The sequence below is a fragment of the Streptomyces sp. CB02959 genome (assembly GCF_002803155.1).
Lineage (GTDB): Bacteria > Actinomycetota > Actinomycetes > Streptomycetales > Streptomycetaceae > Streptomyces.
The window spans coordinates 39920-58813 of sequence record NZ_NNBP01000036.1 but is presented as its reverse complement, the minus strand read 5'-3'; the positions used below and the strand labels follow the sequence as shown (position 1 = coordinate 58813).

General features: G+C 74.3%; 13 protein-coding genes. 8 read left to right on the top strand and 5 right to left on the bottom strand.

What is annotated here, in order from left to right:
* Positions 1-13 precede the first annotated feature (13 nt).
* Both CG747_RS39830 and CG747_RS39825 read right to left on the bottom strand, forming a co-directional pair.
* Positions 14-1741: a hypothetical protein gene (locus CG747_RS39830; RefSeq protein ID WP_100606773.1), complete on the bottom strand. Its 1728-nt coding sequence runs from the start codon at positions 1739-1741 to the stop codon at positions 14-16.
* Between the two features lie 317 nt (positions 1742-2058).
* Positions 2059-3453, bottom strand: a complete 1395-nt coding sequence (locus CG747_RS39825; protein WP_100606772.1) for a transcriptional regulator — start codon at positions 3451-3453, stop codon at positions 2059-2061.
* A 474-nt stretch (positions 3454-3927) separates the two neighbouring features.
* Here CG747_RS39825 and CG747_RS39820 point away from each other — a divergent pair, with 474 nt between their 5' ends.
* From CG747_RS39820 to CG747_RS39790, 7 genes are all read left to right on the top strand, one after another.
* Positions 3928-4599, top strand: a complete 672-nt coding sequence (locus CG747_RS39820) for a bifunctional DNA primase/polymerase (protein WP_100606771.1) — start codon at positions 3928-3930, stop codon at positions 4597-4599.
* A gap of 108 nt (positions 4600-4707) precedes the next feature.
* A complete protein-coding gene (locus CG747_RS39815) occupies positions 4708-5535 on the top strand; it encodes an ABC transporter ATP-binding protein (protein ID WP_374701878.1) in 828 nt (275 codons plus the stop codon).
* Entirely contained in the window at positions 5532-7154 is a 1623-nt protein-coding gene (locus tag CG747_RS39810; RefSeq protein WP_100606769.1) for a transporter, read from the top strand. The genes CG747_RS39815 and CG747_RS39810 overlap by 4 nt, the downstream gene beginning before the upstream one ends.
* A 125-nt stretch (positions 7155-7279) precedes the next feature.
* Positions 7280-8860, top strand: coding sequence for a DHA2 family efflux MFS transporter permease subunit (locus CG747_RS39805; RefSeq protein ID WP_100606768.1), 1581 nt, complete (start codon positions 7280-7282; stop codon positions 8858-8860).
* Between the two features lie 230 nt (positions 8861-9090).
* Positions 9091-11187 carry a hypothetical protein gene (locus CG747_RS39800; protein WP_257981043.1) on the top strand — a complete coding sequence of 699 codons (2097 nt, stop codon included), beginning with the start codon at positions 9091-9093 and terminating at the stop codon, positions 11185-11187.
* Positions 11177-12451 (top strand): hypothetical protein, encoded by a 1275-nt coding sequence (locus tag CG747_RS39795; protein WP_100606767.1) that lies wholly within the window; start codon positions 11177-11179, stop codon positions 12449-12451. Before CG747_RS39800 ends, CG747_RS39795 begins: the two co-directional genes overlap by 11 nt.
* Positions 12452-12827: 376 nt before the next feature.
* Positions 12828-13460: a hypothetical protein gene (locus CG747_RS39790; protein WP_100606766.1), complete on the top strand. Its 633-nt coding sequence runs from the start codon at positions 12828-12830 to the stop codon at positions 13458-13460.
* A gap of 179 nt (positions 13461-13639) precedes the next feature.
* On the opposite strand, the gene CG747_RS39785 is transcribed toward CG747_RS39790, so the two are convergent.
* Positions 13640-14515, bottom strand: a complete 876-nt coding sequence (locus tag CG747_RS39785) for an alpha/beta fold hydrolase (RefSeq protein WP_100606765.1) — start codon at positions 14513-14515, stop codon at positions 13640-13642.
* A 604-nt stretch (positions 14516-15119) separates the two neighbouring features.
* Complete coding sequence (locus CG747_RS39780; RefSeq protein ID WP_100606764.1) at positions 15120-15812, bottom strand: metal-dependent transcriptional regulator; 693 nt, start codon at positions 15810-15812, stop codon at positions 15120-15122.
* A gap of 256 nt (positions 15813-16068) precedes the next feature.
* Here CG747_RS39780 and CG747_RS39775 point away from each other — a divergent pair, with 256 nt between their 5' ends.
* Entirely contained in the window at positions 16069-16836 is a 768-nt protein-coding gene (locus CG747_RS39775; RefSeq protein ID WP_100606763.1) for an SIS domain-containing protein, read from the top strand.
* A 62-nt stretch (positions 16837-16898) separates the two neighbouring features.
* Here CG747_RS39775 and CG747_RS39770 read toward each other — a convergent pair whose 3' ends face one another.
* Positions 16899-18470, bottom strand: a complete 1572-nt coding sequence (locus CG747_RS39770; protein WP_100606762.1) for a PAS domain S-box protein — start codon at positions 18468-18470, stop codon at positions 16899-16901.
* Positions 18471-18894 lie beyond the last annotated feature (424 nt).

Here is an 18894-nt window from a genome sequence, read left to right as displayed (position 1 = left end):
CCGCCCGCGGTGCTCACAGCTGCTCGGGCTGGTGCTCCCGGAGGCCGTACTTCTGCGCGACCGGGTTCCACAGGCCGGCCGCCTGCTGCTTGGCCTGGGTGGCCGCGCCGCTGGCCGCGTTCCCCTGGGCGGGCTCCTTGCCGCCCTTGGCGTGGCCCTTGTCGCAGCCGCCCTTGCCGGCGGCCTTGTCGGCCCAGGCCGCGTAGTGGTTGTCGGCGGCGGCCGAGGACTGCCATGCCTTGGTCAGCGCGGCGGTCAGCTGGGCGTTGTTCGGGACCTTGTCCACGGGGAGCTGCTGGAGCCGCTTGACCAGGTCGTTGCGCTGCCCGGCGGCGGACCGCAGGTCGTTGGCGGCGCCGTCGAGGTTGGTGCAGCTCTTGATGTTCTGGACGGCGCTGATCACCGCGGAACGGCTGTTGTTGCTGTCCGCGAGCAGCGCGTCCAGCGCCTTGGCCTGGCCCGCGGCCGGGTCGTCGGCCGAGCTGCCGGCCGGCTTGGACGCGTCGTCCTTGGCCGACTTGGCCGTACTGGTGCCGGGGTCCTTCTTCTTCTGGCCGGCGTCGTCACCGCCGCCGCTGAGCGCCCAGCCGACGCCGAGGCCGACGCCGGCCAGCGCGACCACGATCGCGCCGACGATCGCGGCCGCGGGGATCTTGCGGCGGCCGCCGCCGCTCTCCTCGTAGGAGGCGTACTGGTCCTGTCCGCCACCGGGGACGAACGGGCCGCCGGGGCCGGCCTGTTGGCCGTACGGCGGGCGGGCCTGGTCGTCGAAGCGCGGCAGTTGCGCGGTGGCGTCGGGGGCGGGTACCGCACCCGGGGCGGCCGGTCCGTCCCGGAACAGGCCGTCGAACTCGGCGGGCGTGGGCCGGTCCCCGGGCCCACCGGGCGGGGCGCCGAACGGCATGCCGGGCGGCGGGGTGGGCATCCCGGCGCCGGGGGCACCGCCGACCGGCGGGATCAGCTGGGTGGCCTCGGAGCCGTTGGTGCCGGGCATCGGCTGGGACTGCGGCATGGGCCGACCGGGCTGCGGCGGCCCCTGGTGGGCCTTGATCGGCCGCAGCATCTGGGTGGCCGCGTCACCGACCGGCGGGGCGGCGGTCGCCTCGGGCGGCAGCGGGGCCGCGCCCGGGACACCGGCGCCGCCGGCTATCGGCGGCAGGAGCGTGGTCGCGTCGGCCTCGCCCGCGACGGGCGGCAGCGGGGCGCCGGCCTGCGGGGTCGCGCGGACCAGTTCACCGGACGCGGCCGGGGGCTGCCCGGCGTACGGGGTGTGCTGCGGCGGCAGGGCGCCGGGCGCGGGCTGGTCCGGCCGGCCGCCGAAGGGGATGGCGGCGGTCGCCTCGGAGTCCGTGGTGGACGGCGGCAGCGGTCCGGCGGCCGGCGGGCCCGCCTGGGGCGCCGGGGACGGCTGCTGGGGTGCCTGGGACGGCATCTGCGGCATCTGCGGCTGCCCCTGGGGCGCCGGCGGGAAGCCCTGGTTCTGCGGCGGCAGCGGCTGCTGCTGCGCGGCGGGCTGCGGGAGCGGTGCGGCGCCCTGCGGGGCCGGGGCCTGCGCCGGGTGCGGCGCGGCCGGGTAGCCCGGCGCCGGGACCTGGCCGTAGGGCTGCGGCCCGCCCGGCGCGCCGGCGGGCTGGCCCGCCGGCGGCTGCTGGCCGGGTCCCCAGGGCTGGCCCCACGGCTGCCCGGCGGGGGGTGCGGCCTGCTGGTCGGGCGCCCATGCGTCACCGCCGCCGGCGGGCATGACTATGCCCTCCCTGGCCGGGCCGGCCGCAGAATTCTGCGGTTCGTGACCCTGTCCGCTCTGCGTCACCGGGACTCCTACCATCGTGCAGACCTATGGAATCGTCGGCTGCACGCTACCGGTTCGCAGCAACGTTCGACCATGTGTCCTGGTCACCGCCCCGGTCCCCGGCCCGGAGCGGCACCGGTGCCGTCGAGCGTGCGGCGGGCGGGCCGGAAACCCGGCCCGCCCCGGCAGCGCACGGCCGAAAGCGCCTCGGCCCCTTCCTCCTTCCGCCCGTTCGCCGGCCTCCGTCGTCACGGCTCTTGAGGCGTTTGTCACGCCGCGGCGGCGCGGAGTTCCATCCGTGCGGTGAATTCCCTTACGACGGGTTCGTCCTGATACGGCTCCAGACGTTGCCGGAAGTCCTCCAGATACTCCGCACCGCGGTCCGAGCGCACCCCGCCCAGCAGCTCGATCGCCTGGGTCCCCGTATGGCACGCCAACTCGACCTCCCGCTGCTGCACCTGGGCGCTGGCCAGCAGCACCAGCCCGATGGCGCGGCGGCGCGCCCGGCCCACCGGATGCCCGTCCAGCGCCTCCTGCGCGCGCTGCGCGGCCGGGGCCGGCTGCCCCAAGTCGCGGTGGCAGTGGGCCAGTTCGTCGGCGAGGTAGGCCGGGTCGAAATGGGCGATCCAGTCCGGGTCGTCGCCCGTGTCGGCGGCCGCGTCGGCGCGCTCCATCGCGGAGAGCGCACGGCCCGCCACCGACTGGAAGGCCCGGGCGTCGCCCAACAGGGCGTGGCCGCGCGCCTCCGCGGCGAAGAACATCGCCTCCGCCCTGGGTGTGACCTGCCCCCGCGCACCCTCCTGGGCGGCCCGGGCCAGCTGGGCGATCTCCCGCGGATTGCCCAGGGACGCGGCCAGGTGGCTCATGCTGGCGGCCAGTACGTAGCCGCCGTAGCCGCGGTCGCCGGCCGCCTGCGCCAGCCGCAGCGCCTGGATGTAGTAGCGCTGCGCCAGGCCCGGCTGCCCGGTGTCGACGGCCATGTAGCCGCCCAGCTCCGTCAACCGGGCCACCGCGGCGAAGAGTTCCCGCCCCACCGCCTCGCGGTACGACCCCGCCAGCAGCCCCGAGACGACGCTGTTGAGGTAGTGCACGACGACCGGCCGGACGTGTCCGGCGCCGAAGCGGTGGTCCAGTTCGCTGAGCGCCGAGGTCATGGCCCGTACGGCTGCGACGTCCGAAACGCCCACCCGGGCACCGGCGTTGCGGGACACCTGGCTGTCCGCCCCGGTGATCAGCCAGTCCCGGCTGGGTTCGACCAGCGCGGAGGCGGCGACCGTGGACCCGTTGAGGAAGTCCCGCCGCCCGACGTCGCTGCGCCACAGCTCGCAGACCTGCTCGATGGCGCCCAGGACGGTCGGCGAGAACTGCAGCCCCACCCCGGACGCGAGGTTCTTCCCGTCGGCCATCCCGATCTCGTCGATGGTGACCGTGCGGCCCAGTTTGCGGCCCAGCGCCTCGGCGATGACGGCCGGCGCACGGCCCCGTGGTTGCTGTCCCCGCAGCCAACGGGCCACGGAGGTCTTGTCGTAGCGCAGGTCGAGGCCGTGTTCCGCGCCGCACATGTTGACGCGGCGGGCCAGCCCCGCGTTGGAGCAGCCGGCTTCCTGGATGAGCGCCTGCAGCCGTTCATTGGGCTGGCGCGCGACGAGTGGCCTGGCGGCCATGGTGTGTACCCCCTGTACTGCTGCTGCGCGTTCACCGGCGAACGCCGTCCTCGTGATCAATTCCCCGTACATATCCCGGATATCCGAGACATCCGGGATATGCGCGGTACGAGCCAGGGAGACGCACTTCGCAGTGGATGCCCGGGTATACGTGCGATGCGCCCGATGCCCGTGCATCGTCGTGCGGAGCGCGGCGTCCTGAAGTCCGCACTGGGAAGGGCTGGTCCACGAGGAGGGTGGCGCGCGGTGTCCGTGCACCGGTCGCGGCGTCGCGGCGCAGGGCTCCCCTGGTGCTCCGCGACCGACCGCCGGGCGGCCTCTCCGCCCGTCACGCAGGTGGCTACCCGCTCCCCGGGCCCCATCCGCACACGCGCCCCCACTGGTGCATCCATGCGCCCCACGTGCTGGAACGGTGCGCCGGGGCAGTCACCCATTCGGCCGTAACCCTTGGTGACAAGGGGAGTTGTCATCTCCGTGGAAGAGACCATCGGAGTCACAGGAGCCCCGCAGATCCCCAAGCAGCGCGGCGAGCAACTCATCGACACTGCGGTGCGTTACGCGGAGGAGCGCCATTGGGAGGTGTTCCCCGGCGCATGGCTGGAGCACGACGGCGACCGGCCGCGCTGCTCGTGCGACACCGTCAACTGCCCCCAGCCCGGCGCCCATCCGATCGCGCCGGGCTGGGCCGGCACGGCCACCGGCAGCGCCACCGCGGTCCGCCGGATGTGGGGCAGGCATCCGCGGGCCTCGATCCTGCTGCCGACGGGCCGGACCTTCGAGGCCCTCGACGTTCCCGAGATGGCGGGCTGCCTGGCGCTGGCCCGGATGGAGCGGCTGGGCGTGGCCCTCGGCCCGGTGACCCGCACCCCCGACCGCCGGATGCTCTTCCTCGTCCTCCCCGGTGCCTCCGCGAAGGTCCCCGACCTGGTGCGGAACCTCGGCTGGGCCCCGGCCGCCCTGGACCTGATCTGCCGCGGCGAGGGCGAGTACATCGCCGCGCCGCCGACCCGGGTGGGGTCGCACGGCGCGGTGCAGTGGGCGCGCCGCCCCACCGCCAGCAACCGCTGGCTGCCGGACGCGGAAGAGCTCATCAGCCCGCTGGCGTATGCCTGCGCGTGCGACGCGGCGGCACTTCGCACCCGCTGACGCGGTGCCGAGGCGGTTTGTCAGTGCCTGCCCGTATCGTGGGATGTCGGACGGGGGCCACGACCCGGCCCCTGCGGGGACGTCGAAGGGCAGGCCGTGGCCGGCGAACTGGAGAAGAAGCAAGAGCAGGACGGGTCCGTCGCGACCCGGGGCGGTGCCGTGAGCGGCCCGCCCGCGGTCCGCATCGAGGGCCTGTGGAAGAGGTTCGGTGAGCAGACCGCGGTCCACGGCATCGACCTGACGCTGCCCGCGGGCCACTTCATCGGCCTGGTCGGCCCCAACGGCGCGGGCAAGACCACCACGCTCTCCATGGTGACGGGCCTGCTGCGGCCGGACTCCGGTCTGGTCGAGATCGGCGGGCACGACGTCTGGCGGGACCCGGTGGCGGTCAAGTCCCGGATCGGTGTGCTGCCCGAGGGCCTGCGCCTGTTCGAGCGGCTCTCCGGGCGGGAACTCCTCGCCTACATAGGCAGGTTGCGCGGCCTTCCGGGCGCCGAGGTGGACAAGCGGGCCGGCCAGCTGCTGGACGTGCTCGACCTGTCCGGCTCGCAGCACAAGCTCGTCGTGGACTACTCCACGGGCATGCGCAAGAAGATCGGGCTGGCCGCCGCGCTGCTGCACAACCCGGAGATCCTCTTCCTGGACGAGCCCTTCGAGGGCGTCGACCCGGTGTCCGCGCAGACCATCCGCGGCGTCCTGGAGCGCTACACCTCCTCCGGGGCGACGGTGATCTTCTCCAGCCATGTGATGGAGCTGGTCGAGTCGCTCTGCGACTGGGTCGCGGTGATGGCCGCCGGGCGGATCCGCGCACAGGGCCCGGTCGCCGAGGTGCGCGGCGCGGCGCCCTCGCTCCAGAACGCGTTCCTCGAACTGGTCGGCGCGAACGGCCGCGCCGCCGGGCAGAACCTCGACTGGCTGGGCGGCGGCGCCCGATGAGCACCGAAGCCACCGCCACCCCCTCCTCCTCACTGGTCCCGGTCTTCGTCCGACTGAAGCTGACGCTGCTGCGCAACGGCCTGCGCCAGTCCCCCGGACGCACCGCGGCCTACGTCGTCTCGGCCGCCGCCGGCCTGGTCTTCGCCGCCGCCGCCGTCCTCGGCCTGGTGGCGCTGCGCGGCAATCCGCACGCCGGGACGCTGGCCGTCGTCCTCATCGGGATGCTCACCCTGGGCTGGGCGGTGATGCCGCTGTTCTTCCCCACCGGTGACGAGACCCTCGACCCGACCCGGCTGGTGATGCTGCCGTTGCGGCCCCGGCCGCTGATCCGTGCGCTGCTGGTGACGTCGCTGGTCGGCGTCGGCCCGATCACCACGCTCGCCCTGGTGACCGGCGCGGTGATCGCGGTCGCGGACGGGGCGGCCGCCGCGCTCGTCGGCGCCCTGGCCGTCGTCCTGGTGGTGCTGGTGTGCGTCGCCCTGGCGCGGGCCGTGGCCACCTCCTCGACGCGGCTGCTGACCAGCCGCCGGGGCCGCGACCTCGCCGTGCTGGGCGGTCTGTTCATCGCGCTCGGCGCCCAGGTCGTCAACATCGCGGCCCAGCAACTGGGCCGCCCGGACGGCCTGTCCGTATTGGAGCCGCTGGGCGGGGTGCTGCGCTGGGTGCCGCCGGCCGCCGCGCTCGGCGCCGTGGAGGACGCCGGGCACGGCGCCTACGGGCGCGCCGCCGCCGGCCTGGCGCTGACGGTGCTGGCCCTGGCGCTGATCCTGTGGTGGTGGCAGCGGACCCTGACCGCCCTGATGACGTCGCCGGACTCCTCCACCCTCCAGGCCGTGGAGAAGGACAGCGCGCGCCGGACCGGCGGCGAGGAGCTCGGGCTCGCGCGGCTGCTGCCCGGCGGGCGGACCGGCACGGTGATGCTGCGGACGCTGCGCTACGCCTGGCGCGATCCGAAGTCGAAGATGTCCTGGGCGATGGCGCTCGGCATCGGCCTGCTGCTGCCGATCGTCTACGCCGCCCAGGGCAACGGCAGCATCTACAGCTCCTTCTCGGCGTCCGCGCTGCTCGGCATGCAGATGTACAACCAGTTCGGCCAGGACACCTCGGCGTTCTGGATGGTCGCCTCGACGATCTCCACCCCGCGGGACGCCTTCGAGGAGCTGCGGGCGCGGGCGCTGAGCCTGGCACTGGTGGCCGTCCCGTACGTCACGCTGGTCGTCGTCGGCTCCGCCGCGTTCATCGGCCCGTGGTCGGCCTTCTTCCAGGTCTACGGGCTCTCGTTGGGCCTCCTGGGCGGGCTGCTCGCCACCGGGGCGATGGCGTCGGCGCTGTTCCCGTACTCCATCCCGTCGGAGGGCAACAAGAGCGTGGCGCCCGGCCAGGCCGGGATCGCCTGGATCAGCCTGTTCGGCGGCTTCCTGACGGCCGCGGTGTTGACCTCGCCGCTGCTGGGGCTGACCATCTGGCTCCATGTGGCGGGCCTGCAGAGCCTGTTGTGGGTGCTGCTGCCGGTCGGCGCGGTGTACGGAGTGGGCATCGCGACGCTGGGGCTGCGGCTGGCGGCTCCCCGGGTGGTGGCGCGGCTGCCGGAGATCCTGGCGGCGGTCAGCAAGGGGTGACGCGACGGCCCTCGGGGCCGACCTCGACCGCTTGACATCAAGTTTGGTTGAGGTTTGAGGGTATGGGGTGCCGGCCGGTGAACGGGTCGGCACCCCGACTCGTCTCTCCACTACGGGAGTTACCCATGCCGCCGACCTCTGCTCGGGTTCCCGGCCCGGCCTCCGCCTCCGCCTCCTCCTCCGCCACCGCCGCCGTTGCCGCCCCCGGGGCCGACGGGGCGGGTCCGCCCGGCCGCCGGCCGGACCCCGGCGACCGGCCCGCGCGAAGCGGCGGCCGGACTCCCCGTATCGCCGCCCTCGCCTCCGTCGTGGTGCTGGGCTCCCTGATGACCGTGCTGGACACCACGGTCGTGAACGTCGCGCTCAACCGGCTCTCCACGGACTTCCACGCACCGTTGGCGGCCATCCAGTGGGTGGTCACCGGCTACACACTCGCGCTGGCCGCCGTCATCCCGCTCACCGCCTGGGCGATCGGGCGGTTCGGCACCAAGCGCCTGTACTTGCTGGCGATCGGCGCGTTCGCCCTCGGGTCCGCGCTGGCCGGGCTCGCCTGGAACACCGAGTCGCTGATCGCCTTCCGGGTGCTCCAGGGGCTGGCCGGCGGCGCCGTGTCGCCGGTCGGCATGACCATCCTGATCCGGGCCTCCGACCCGGCGCACCGCGGCCGGATCATGAGCATCCTCGGCATCCCCGTCCTCGTCGGCCCGTTGATCGGCCCCGTCCTGGGCGGCTACCTGGTCGACCAGGTCTCCTGGCGCTGGATCTTCCTGATCAACATCCCGATCGGCCTCCTCACCCTCCTGCTCGGCGCCCGCCTCTTCCCCCGGGACACCCCGCAGCCCACCCGCCGGCTCGACGTGCCCGGCCTGCTGACCCTCTCCCCCGGTCTCGCGCTGCTGATCTACGGGCTGAGCACCGGCGCCGAACGGCACGCCTTCACCTCCCCCGCCGCGCTGCTGCCGCCCCTGCTCGGGGCCGTCCTCGTGGCCGCCTTCGTGGTCCGCGCCCTGACCGCGGCCGAGCCGCTGCTCGACCTGCGGCTGCTGCGGCACCGGCCGTTCGGCACGGCGGTCGCCACCCTGGCGCTGTTCACCGGCGGCTACTTCGGCTCGATGCTGCTGCTGCCGCTCTACTACCAGGTCGTCCGCGGCCAGAGCGCGACCGGCGCCGGACTGCTGGGCATTCCGCAGGTGCTGGCCACCGGCATCACGATGCAGTTCGCCGGCCGGCTCGGCGACAAGGTGGCACCGGGCAGACTCGTGCCCACGGGCGTGGCGCTGGCCGCCACCGGCTTCCTCACCTTCACCACCCAGGTGGCCGCCGACACCCCGTACGCGGTGCTGATGGCCGCGCTCGCCGTGATGGGCGTCGGCGTCGGGATGACGATCATGCCGACCATCGCCGCGGCGACCCGGCGCATCGACGGCGACCGCATCCCGGCCGCCTCGACGACCTTGACGATCGTTCCGCAGCTCGCCTCCTCGGTGGGCGGGGCGCTGATGTCCGTCCTGCTGGCCGGTGCGATGGCCGACCGCCTCCCCGGCTCGCTCTCCGGCGGCCTGGAGGCCGTTCACGCCCTGCCGGCGGCCGCGGTACGGCCCCTCGCGCCCCAACTGGCCGACGCCTTCCAGCACACGTATGGCTGGGCGGTGGCGCTGGTGGCTCTCGCCGTGCTCCCGGCGCTGTTGCTGCCGCGGCGGCGGTAGGGGGCGGGGGTTGCGGGACGGGGGTCGTGGGGCGGGGCGCCGCAAAGCCGCCCCGGCACCCACCGCACAGAGCGGCGGCACGGGCGCCCCGCCCGGCAAAACCCCAGGCCACACCGCAGGTCACACCGCAGGTCACCGGCTTTGCCCGGACGTTATCCACAGGGTTCCCCGGCCGGCGTACAAGCGCTGTAGCGTCATGGCGAGAACGCGAACGAGGGGTGGTGGGGGCGGTGCGGCACGCCGGAATGGTGCTGGTGCTGGGGTGGTTGGCGGTGCTGTTCACCGCCGGTGCGGCGCAGGCCGCGCCCGCGGGGCCGGACACCGCGAGCCAGTCCGCCTATCTCGCCGGGCAACTTCGGCACGACCCGGTCTACATCAGCGATCAGATGCCGCGCGTGGTGCCGCGCTCGACGGCCCCCGCCTTCGCCGCGGAAGCGAAGCGGCTGCACGTGCCGGCGTACGTCCTCGTCCTGCCGTCCGCCTCCTCCGGGGGCATGGGCTCCGGTCTGCTCGCCGGGATCCACGACCGCCTGGGCCGCAAGGGGCTGTACGTCACGGTGTCCGAGTCGGGCCTGTCCGATGTGCAGACCTACGGCGTGAGCCTGCCGGGCGCCGCGGACGCCAAGACCGCCACCTTGTACGAACTGCCCTACGACGCCACGCCCCGTGAGGTGTTCCGGCACTTCGTCGATGTGCTCACCTCGGGGCAGGCCCACCGGCGCGCCGAGGCCGCCCGCGCCACCTACGGCGGCGCGTACAACACCCACGAACCGCCCACCCTGCACACCACGCAGACCGACCGGGAGAACCAGAGCTTCCTGACCGGCACCGTGGTCGCCGGAGTGCCGCTGAGCGCGTTGCTGATCACCAGCCACGCGCTGCGCCGACGCCGGGTCCGCCGCCGGCCCGACGTCCCCGGCCCGGCGGGCGGAGCAAAGGACGGCAAGCGGAAGGACGGCACGGCGAAGAACGGCCGCACCCAGAAGAACGGCCGCTCCGTGAAGGGCGGTCCGGCCACGGCGGTCGGCGGGCCCGGGCCCGGGTCCGCGCCGCGCCGCGGATGGCTGCTGCCGCTCGGCGCTCTGGTGCTCGCCGGACTGCTGGCCTTCACCGCCTCGCGGGTCTTCTCCGACACCAGCACGGGCGACGGCTCGGTGCCGACCGCCGCCGATCTGCGGACCCGTGTCGACCGGGTCGCCGAGGGCCTGCGGCACGACCCGCTGTACGTCGATCCCGAGAGCCAGTCCCCCCTGGACTCCGCCCAGCGCGCCCAGTTGCACGAGCGGCTCGGGTCCCTGCCGGTCCCCGTCCTGATCGCCGCCCTGCCCAGTTCGCCGGACGACGAGTCCGGCGGCAACGCGGACCTGCTGGCCGAGTCGCTGCACAACCGGTTGCACCGCGACGCCCTGTTCGTGATCGCCGACTTGCCGAGCGGCTCCCTCTCGGTCGTCAACTACGGCACCCGTGTGGACACCAGCGCCCTCTACGGCGCGTCCCGCGAGCCCGCGGCCGGCTACCGCGACGCGAGCACGCTCGGCCCGTGCCTGGACAGACTGCTCGCCTCCGTCGCCAAGGCGCCGACGTCCAGGACGGCCGGCGAGCCGTTGCCGCCGTTGCCCGCGAAGTACCTCCTCGCCCAGCAGAAGCTGCCCGGCCTGTTCACCGGGGACTTCCACCCCGGGCTGTTCATCGGCGCACTCGCCGCGCTGCTGCTCTTCGGGCTGGTGGTGGCGGTGTGGGCGATCGTTGCGCGGCTGGGCCGCCGGGGTGCCCGGGCGATGGCCGAAGCGGCGGCGCCGGTCGAGCCCCGGCAGTCCTGGCTGCGGCGCACCGCGCGACAGGAACTCGCCGCGCTCACCGCCGAGTTGGAGTCGGCCGGTGATCTGCCGGAGGAGGCCCGGCGGCGGGCCTGGGAGTGCCTGGACGCCGCCGCGCTGCTGATCGACGGCGACAGCGACGGCCGCATCGACGACGACGCCACCCCCGCCGGCCTCGCCTGCGCGATCACGCTCGCGCGGGTCGGCCGGACCGCGGCCCGGGAGCCGTCCGCCGCGACGCATGTCTGCCACCGCAACCCGCTGCACGGCGCGGCCGCCGGGCAGACGGCGAAGCGCCCCGCCGGCAGCCGCAAGCCGCTTCCGCGGCCGGTGTGCGCGGCGTGCCAGGAGACGCCCGGCGAGATGCTGCGGCTCTACGGTTCGGACGGTTCCGGACGCCGGGGCTACAGCCCCTATCCGGTCCATCCCGGTCCGCTGGCAGCGCTCGCCAAGGGCGCCGGCACAGACCAACTCACCCGCGAGGTACGGGAGTCCTTCGGTGTCCAATGACCTTCGTCACCGCCGTTCGCTGCGGTCCGTCCTTGCCGTCGGCGCGGCCTCCGCCGCGCTGCTCTGCGCCGCCGCGGGGCCCGCCGCGGCCGCGCAGAGCCCGGGACAGAAGATCGCCGACGCGCTGCGCACCTCACCGGTGTACGTCGACCCGTCCCTCTCCGCGGCGGTCGACGCGGCCGACCAGCGGGCACTGGTGCAGCAGATCCAGCAGAGCCACCTGCCGATCCGGGTCGTCCTGGTCCCGCTGGTCGAGGGGGACAACTGGGCCGGCAAGCCGGAGCAGCTGACCGAGGTGGTGCACGACCGGATGGGGGGCGGCCCGGCCATCCTCATCACCCCGGGGGGCTTCACCGACGACATCGAGGCCCGCGCCTGGCCCACCCACTCCCACCAGGCGGAGAACGCCGCCGCCTCGGTCTACTTCGACGACTCGATGAAGGGCGCCGGGCTGGCCAAGCGGATCTCCCGGGCCATCGACGTCATCAAGGCCGGCAACGGCGACCAGGTCTACCAGCGGCTCACCGCCCACCTCGGCACGCCGAGCAGCAGGCCGTCGGGCAGCGGCACGCCGAAGTCCCCCACGGGGCAGGCGACTTCCCCGGTCGTGCGGATCGTGGCGCTGGCCGCCGGTCCGGTGCTGGTGGTCGCCGCGGGCTGGCTCCTGCTGCGGCGCCGCTCGCGACTGCGGGACTTCGGGACGCCGTTCGCGCTGCCCCGGTCGGTCTTCGCCGCCGCGCACAAGGCCGATGAGGACGGGCTGCGCGAGCGGGCCGGCGAGGAGGTGGTGCGGCTCGGCGAGGAGTCCCGTGCCGCCACCGGCGATCCGGCGGCCGTCGAGCGCGCCCTGGACGCCTATGCCGCGGCCGGCACGGTGCTGGACCGCGCACGCGGTGTCCCGGACCTGGCGGGCGTGTTCGCGCTGGTGGCCGAGGGGCGCGCGGCGCTCTCCCCCGCCCCGGCCGCGCTGCCGCTGTGCTTCTTCCACCCGCTCCACGGCCCCGCCGCCCGCCGCATACCCTGGCGGCCGCTGGGCCGCCGGGAACAACTCCGCGTCGCCGCCTGCGACACCTGCCTCCGCGCGGTCCGCGCCCGTCGCGCGCCGGAGGTCCTCACGGACCGTCTGGACGGCCATGTGGTCCCGTACTTCGAAGTGCCGGCGGAGCAGAGCCTCTGGGCCGCCACCGGCTACGGCTCCCTGCTGGCCGGCGACTCGCTCACCGTCCGGGTGCAACGCGGCGACTTCACCCGCACGTTGCCCTGACCGGGCCGGCCCCGCGGGACGGAGCGCCTCCGTCCCGCGGCACCCTCGCCCGGCTCGTCCCGGCGGCGGAGCCCACCGCGGAATCCCCGCACAAATTTTGTCCGGGCATTACCATTCGAGGGCGACGAGGCGACAATGCGGCTGAATTCAGCCCCAATTGGGCAGGTCCGGCGGCGGAATCCGCCGGCCGGTTTGCAGGAATTACGGTAAATCGACCGGGACGCTCCCAAGCCGCCTGAACAGAAGGCGGCGGACGCGTGCATTCCACGTTTCGACACGGGCGAAAGCGCGCTCTTATGCTCCGCTCTCACAGCCGTTCGCGAGCACTGGGCAACGGTGCTGCGCAACGGGGGAGAGCAAGAGCCGGGAGAACGCTTTGCTGCACACCAGGACCGCATGGCTGCGCGCCGCCGCGCCGGTTGCCGTACTGGCACTGGCGCTGACCGCCTGCGGTGGGAAGAAGGACGCGTCGGGTTCCGCCACCGGTTCCGGAGCGGACGCCGGGAAGAACGCCGTGGACACCGTGGCGAAGACCGACGAGAAGCCGACCGATCCGGTCGGCGGCGGTGCCCTGGAGTCCGGCCAGAGCGGCACCGGGCAGTACAAGGAAGAGTCCGGGAAAATCACCTACGAGGTCGTCGCGCAGAAGGTCCACGTCGGAACCGAGGACGAGGCGAAGAAAATGGTCCAGGCCGCCAATGGCCTGGTCCCCGCGACCGCATATGTGAAGTACACGAACAAGGGCCCCGCCGTCGTCAAGGGCCTGGCAAAGGTGGCCAACGGCACCGAGATCTATGCGGACGGCCAGCGCGGCGGCATGCTCATCGGCGCCCCGGACGACCTTCCCGGCTGCCAGGACCCGGTCGACTTCGACAACTGGCAGGTCGGCGAGAGCCACGTCATCTGCCAGACGTACATGATCCCCAAGGGCGCCAGGTCCCTGGAGGTCCGCTGGGGCGACGAGAGTGCCGCCGACCCGCTCGTCTGGAAGTTCGCCGACGCCGGCTGAGGACGGCCCGCGTCGGCGGCGCGGAAAGCCGGCCGACGGAGCCACCCGGCCCCACTCCGCGGAGCAGTCGGTCACCTGATCCGACGGGGCGTCAATTTGCTTGATTCACACGGTGGTTGCGTAGGCCCGGGCGGCGCCGGTCCTCCGCGGGAGCGCCGTGCCGAACGGGCCGGTGGCGGTCAGGGGTGGGCCGTCAGTGCACCGAGGAACGGCTCGATGGCCCGGCACCAGGCGTCGGGCTGCTCCCAGGGCAGCAGATGGCCGGCTTCGGGGATCTCGGCGTACTCGCCGCGGGGCAGCACCCGGACCATCTCCTGGGCCTCGGCGCGGCCCAGTTCGGCGTCGAGGCCGCGGACGACGAGGGTGGGGCAGGCGACCTGGGCGAGCTCCTCCCAGTGGGCGTCGTACACCCAGGTCTCGCGGGCGCTGAGCATCTGGCGGCGGGAGAAGACCGGGCGCCAGCCGTCGGCGCGCTCGGCCATCACCTCGGCGAAGAACTCCCCGCGGGCCGGCCGGGGACGCTCCAGGGTCGGATCGTCCTCCCCGAACCACTTGCGGACGTCCCCGAGGGTGGCGAACGGCACCGGCCAGGAGCGGAACCACTCCGCCCACTCGCGCTGCGAGGCCGCCCCGAGCGCCGAGGCCCGCATATCGCAGATCACCAGCGCGCTGACCAGGTCCGGGCGTCTGGCCGCCACCTGCCAGGCCGTCAGGGCTCCCATGGCATGGCCGACCAGGGCGGCCGGGCCCAGCTCCAACTGCTCAAGGGCGGCGATGGCGTCCTCGACGTAGGCGGTGCGGTCCAGGGGGCCCTCAAGGGGCTTCTCGCTGCGGCCGTGGCCGCGCTGGTCGAGGGCGACCGCGCGGTGCACCGCGCTCAGCCGGCGGGCGGTGTCCGCCCAGTGCGAGGCGCGTCCCATCAGGCCGTGGAGCAACAGCACACCGGGGCGCCGCCCGCGCTCCTCCAGCCCGCCGCCGCTCTTGGGCGGGTCGGTGAATTCCCAGGCCGCGAGCCGCACACCGCCGGATCCCGTCACATCGATACGCCGCACCATGTGCCCTGGCACCCCCAATCTTCCCCTGACCGGCCCCGCACGCCCCACACTATCGAACCTATATTCGAACGGATCGCTGCCGCGCCCAACACCCCACTTTCGAGTGACCTTGCTGCGGGATTGGCCACGCCCACCACGGGGAGACATCTGCCGGGAGGCGGGCCCTTCCGGGAAGGGGGCCCGTGGGGAACGACCCTGAGAGCTCGGGGCTCCGGGTCGTGACGGGGGGACATGGGGAGGCAGGGCCCCGGCTGCTCGCAGCGCCGGGGCCCTGACCGTCCTCGACCGGAACCACTGGACGCATCCCAGCCCCCTCGGCCGTCAGCGCATCACGCGGGAGTGACGACGCATGGCCATGCGTCAGCGCCAGAGTGACACGAGACCGGCCGATCCGCACGGATTCGCACAAGACCGTTCATCGCACCGAAAGTTGACGAGCCCGCCGGCGTGCGCATCGGCGCAGCTCAGCGGGCTCGTGGGGAGGTCGGCGGAGAGCAGGAATGTGCCGGCGGTCGATGCCGCGCGGGTCGTGCGCCGCTCAGCGCCCGGCGGCGCGGGGCTCAGCGCACGGTGACGCGGGGCTCAGCGCGCGGTGGCGCGGGGCTCAGCGCTTGGCGACGAAGACGTGGCTGGCGATCTCGGCGTCCAGCTCGGCGGCCTCGCCGCTGCTGCCGACCAGCACCCCGGCCGGGGACTCGGTCACGCTGACCACCGCGCCCGGCTGCACCCCGGCCCGCCGCAGCGTGTACATCAGCTGGGCGTCGGCCTGGATGGGCTCGCCGATCCGGCGCACCACGGCCGTCTTGCCGTCGGAGCCGGCGTCCAGATCCATCAGGCTCACCATGCCGGCGTCGAGGAACGGATCGGCCTCGGCCTTCTCGCCCAGCTCCTCCAGGCCCGGGATCGGGTTGCCGTACGGGGACTCCGTGGGGTGGCGCAGCAGTTCCAGGACGCGGCGCTCCACCGCCTCGCTCATCACGTGCTCCCAGCGGCACGCCTCGGCGTGCACCTGCTCCCACTCCAGCCCGATGACATCGACGAGCAGGCACTCGGCGAGGCGGTGCTTGCGCATCACCCGCGTCGCCAGTCGGCGGCCCTCCTCGGTCAGCTCCAGGTGCCGGTCGCCCGCCACCGTCAGCAGGCCGTCTCGCTCCATGCGCGCCACGGTCTGGCTGACCGTCGGGCCGCTCTGCTCCAGCCGCTCCGCGATGCGGGCGCGCATGGGGACCACACCCTCCTCTTCCAGTTCGAGGATGGTGCGGAGATACATCTCCGTGGTGTCGATCAGTCCGGACATGCGTGCCCCTCGATATGTCGTGCGGTGGCCCTGGATTCAATTCTGACGCATCCCACCGACAACGGTGCGTCCTCGTCCGCGCAGCGGACGCTCCGCGGACGGTTCGACGGGCGCGTTGCCCGGCGTATTGACAGCGCACTGGTCCAGACCGCAACGTGATCCGGGCCACTGATCCACGAGGCGGCGGCCGGGCGCCGACGACCGGTGCCGGCCCGCCGCAGATCCCACCCAGACGCGATGAGAGGGGCCCGCGGCCATGGCTGAGAGCGACCGGAGCGAGGGGCTGGCCGGGCGGTACTTCGACGCCGCGATCGACCTGTTGCGGCAGGTCCGCGACGCGGAGGGGGACCGGATCAGCGCGGCCGGACAGCTGATCGCGGACACCGTCGCGGCGGGCGGCCGGGTCTTCTCCTTCGGGGCCGGGCACTCGTCGCTGCCGGCGCAGGACACCGTGTACCGCGCCGGCGGCCTGGCGATCATGAACCTGCTGTCGGTCCCCGGGGTCGTCGGGGTGGACGTCCGGCCGGCGACGCTGGGCAGCGCACTGGAGCGGGTCGACGGGCTGGCCGGGGCGGTGCTGGACACCAGTCCGTTGGAGCGCGGCGACGTGCTGGTGGTCATCTCGCTCTCCGGGCGGAACGCGCTGCCCGTCGAGATGGCGATCAACGCGCGGGCGCTCGGCATCAAGGTCATCGGCCTGACGTCGGTGGCCTACGCGGACGAGACCCGGTCCCGGCACAGCTCGGGGACGTACCTCAAGGACCACTGCGACATCGTGCTGGACAGCCGGATCCCGGTGGGCGACGCGGAGCTGACGCTGCCCGGCATCGAGGCGCCGTTCGCCCCCGCCTCGACGGTCGTCACCAGCGCGATCATGCAGGCCGTGGTGGCGACCGCGGCCGGTGCGCTCGCCGAGCGCGGCGGGCAGCCGCCGCTGCTGCGCTCGGGCAACGTGGACGGCGGGCACGAGTGGAACGACCGGGTGATGCGGGGGTACGCGGACCGGATCTTCTACCGGCACTGAGGCGGAGCGGCCGGCGGCGGCGCGGGGCCGGTCTCCCGCCCGCCCGTGCGCGCCGGCCCGCCTCACGCCCCCGCCGCCCCCGCGAGGTCCAGGGCCGCGGCGATCCGGGCGGCGACCTCCTCGGCGTAGTCGGCGTCCGCGCGGTCGAAGGGGCGGCGGGCGGGCGTCCGCAGGAAGGTGGCGACCCCGACGGTGCGGCCCCGGCTGCGGAGCACCACGCACAGCCCGTGCACCGTGCCGTCCGGCCAGTTGCGGATGGCGGCCCAGCCCTCGGCGGGGGCCTGGCCGGCGCTGGCCCGCACCGAGCCGCGCCGCGCATACGCCTGGAGCGCCGGATGGCCCGGTACGTAGGCCACCGGGATGCCGGTCACCGGTACGGCCTCCGAGGGGCCGGGCACGCCCGCCGGGGAGGCCAGCGCCCGCACCAGCCGCGGCGCCCGGTCCGCGGCCCCCGGCCCGCCGGCCGCGGCGGCGCTCCCCGCGCCGGGGCCGTCGCCGGTGGGCGCCGGGTCCGCGTCCCACTCGGCGTCCGCGTCCACCGCGCCGTACGGGGCCGGGGCCGGGGTGCCGGCGAGATCGACCAGGGCGTGGTCGGCGAAGCCCGCCAGCGCGAAGTCGAGGTGGACCGCGGCGGCCTCGGCCGGGTCCGGGCACTCGGCGGCGGCCCGGCCCGCGCGGTGCAACTGGTGGGCGCGGAAGCGCAGCAGGGAGCCGTCCTGTTCGGTCCGCTTGGCGTCGGTGATGTCCTGGAAGAGCCAGGCGACGCCGAGCGGAACGGGCTCCTCCGCCAGCGGTGAGGCCAGCCGGATGAAGCCGCTGCGCCAGCAGCGGCGCGGGAGTTCGGACTCCCCGTCCCGCGGCGTCACCCACAGTTCGCTGATCGCCGGCGGCGGGCCCTCGGACAGGACGTGCTGGAGGGCGCCCTCCAACTCCTCGACCCCTTGGGCCAGGACGTCGCCCAGCGGGCGGCCCAGCAGCGCGGTACGGCTCATCCCGAAGGTGCGGGCGGCGTGCGCGTTGACGACCGCGGGCCGCAGGTCGGCGTCGATCAGCACCACGCCCCAGGTGGCGTCCTCGAAGAGCGCCTCGCTGAGCGCCACCGCCCGTTCCAGGTCGAGCTGGGTGTGCGACTCGCCGAAGGCACAGTACGCCCCGGCGACCCGCCCGTCGGGAGCGCGCACCGCGGAGGACTGGGTGCGGACCAGGACGCGGTGGCCGTCCTTGGCCAGGAGGGCGAAGTCGTGCACCTGGCGGCCGGGGGCGCGCATCGCGGTGTCCAGTGCGGCCCGCACGCCGTCCGCGTCCTCCGCGCGGACCGCCCAGCCCGTCAGGCCGCGGCGTCCGACCGCCTCCTCGGCGGTCCAGCCCAGGATGCGTTCAGCCTCGTGGTTCCAGTGGGTGACCGTCCCGTCGGCGGCGAAGGCCATCAGGGCGGCGTCCATGCCGTCCAGGAGGGCGGCGAGCAGCCCGGAGTCGTCGGCGTCCGGGGGCCGGTCGGGTTCGGTGTCCGCGGCGGCCCGCGGGGGCCCGGCGGCCGCCTGCCCGGGTTCGTTCGCCGAGCCGGGCGGGCCGGCGGACGCAGGCTGCTGCGACGACGAGGCAGACGAGGCAGAAGAAGCTGACGAGGCAGTCACTGGCACCCCTTACGAACGCGGCCGCACGTGCTCCACGTGGGGTCATTCAACTGGAACGTGACGTGGAACACACCCGATTCGCGGAAATCCCCGCCCGGTGAGTTCCGGCTCCGAAGAAAACCGGTTGTGCGGTGCCGGGCAGATTCCTAACGTATGGGGCACACGAGAAGGGAGGTGGTTCGGCAGATGATTTCGCACCGGACGTGTGAGGTGGCTGCGGGCTAGCAGCCCGTCGCTTCACCGGAGTGCAGCGCCGGAACCGCGCATACTGCAGATGCGCAGCCGGCCCAATCCCAAGCAGTCACCCGACCCGCGGGCTGCCGGTTCGTCCGACCGGCCCTTCGCGCCACCGAGCGCGGAGGAACCAGCCCGCGGGTCGTCTGCGTGCGCGGCCCCCATCGCCGCCGCGCACACCGCCCGCCCG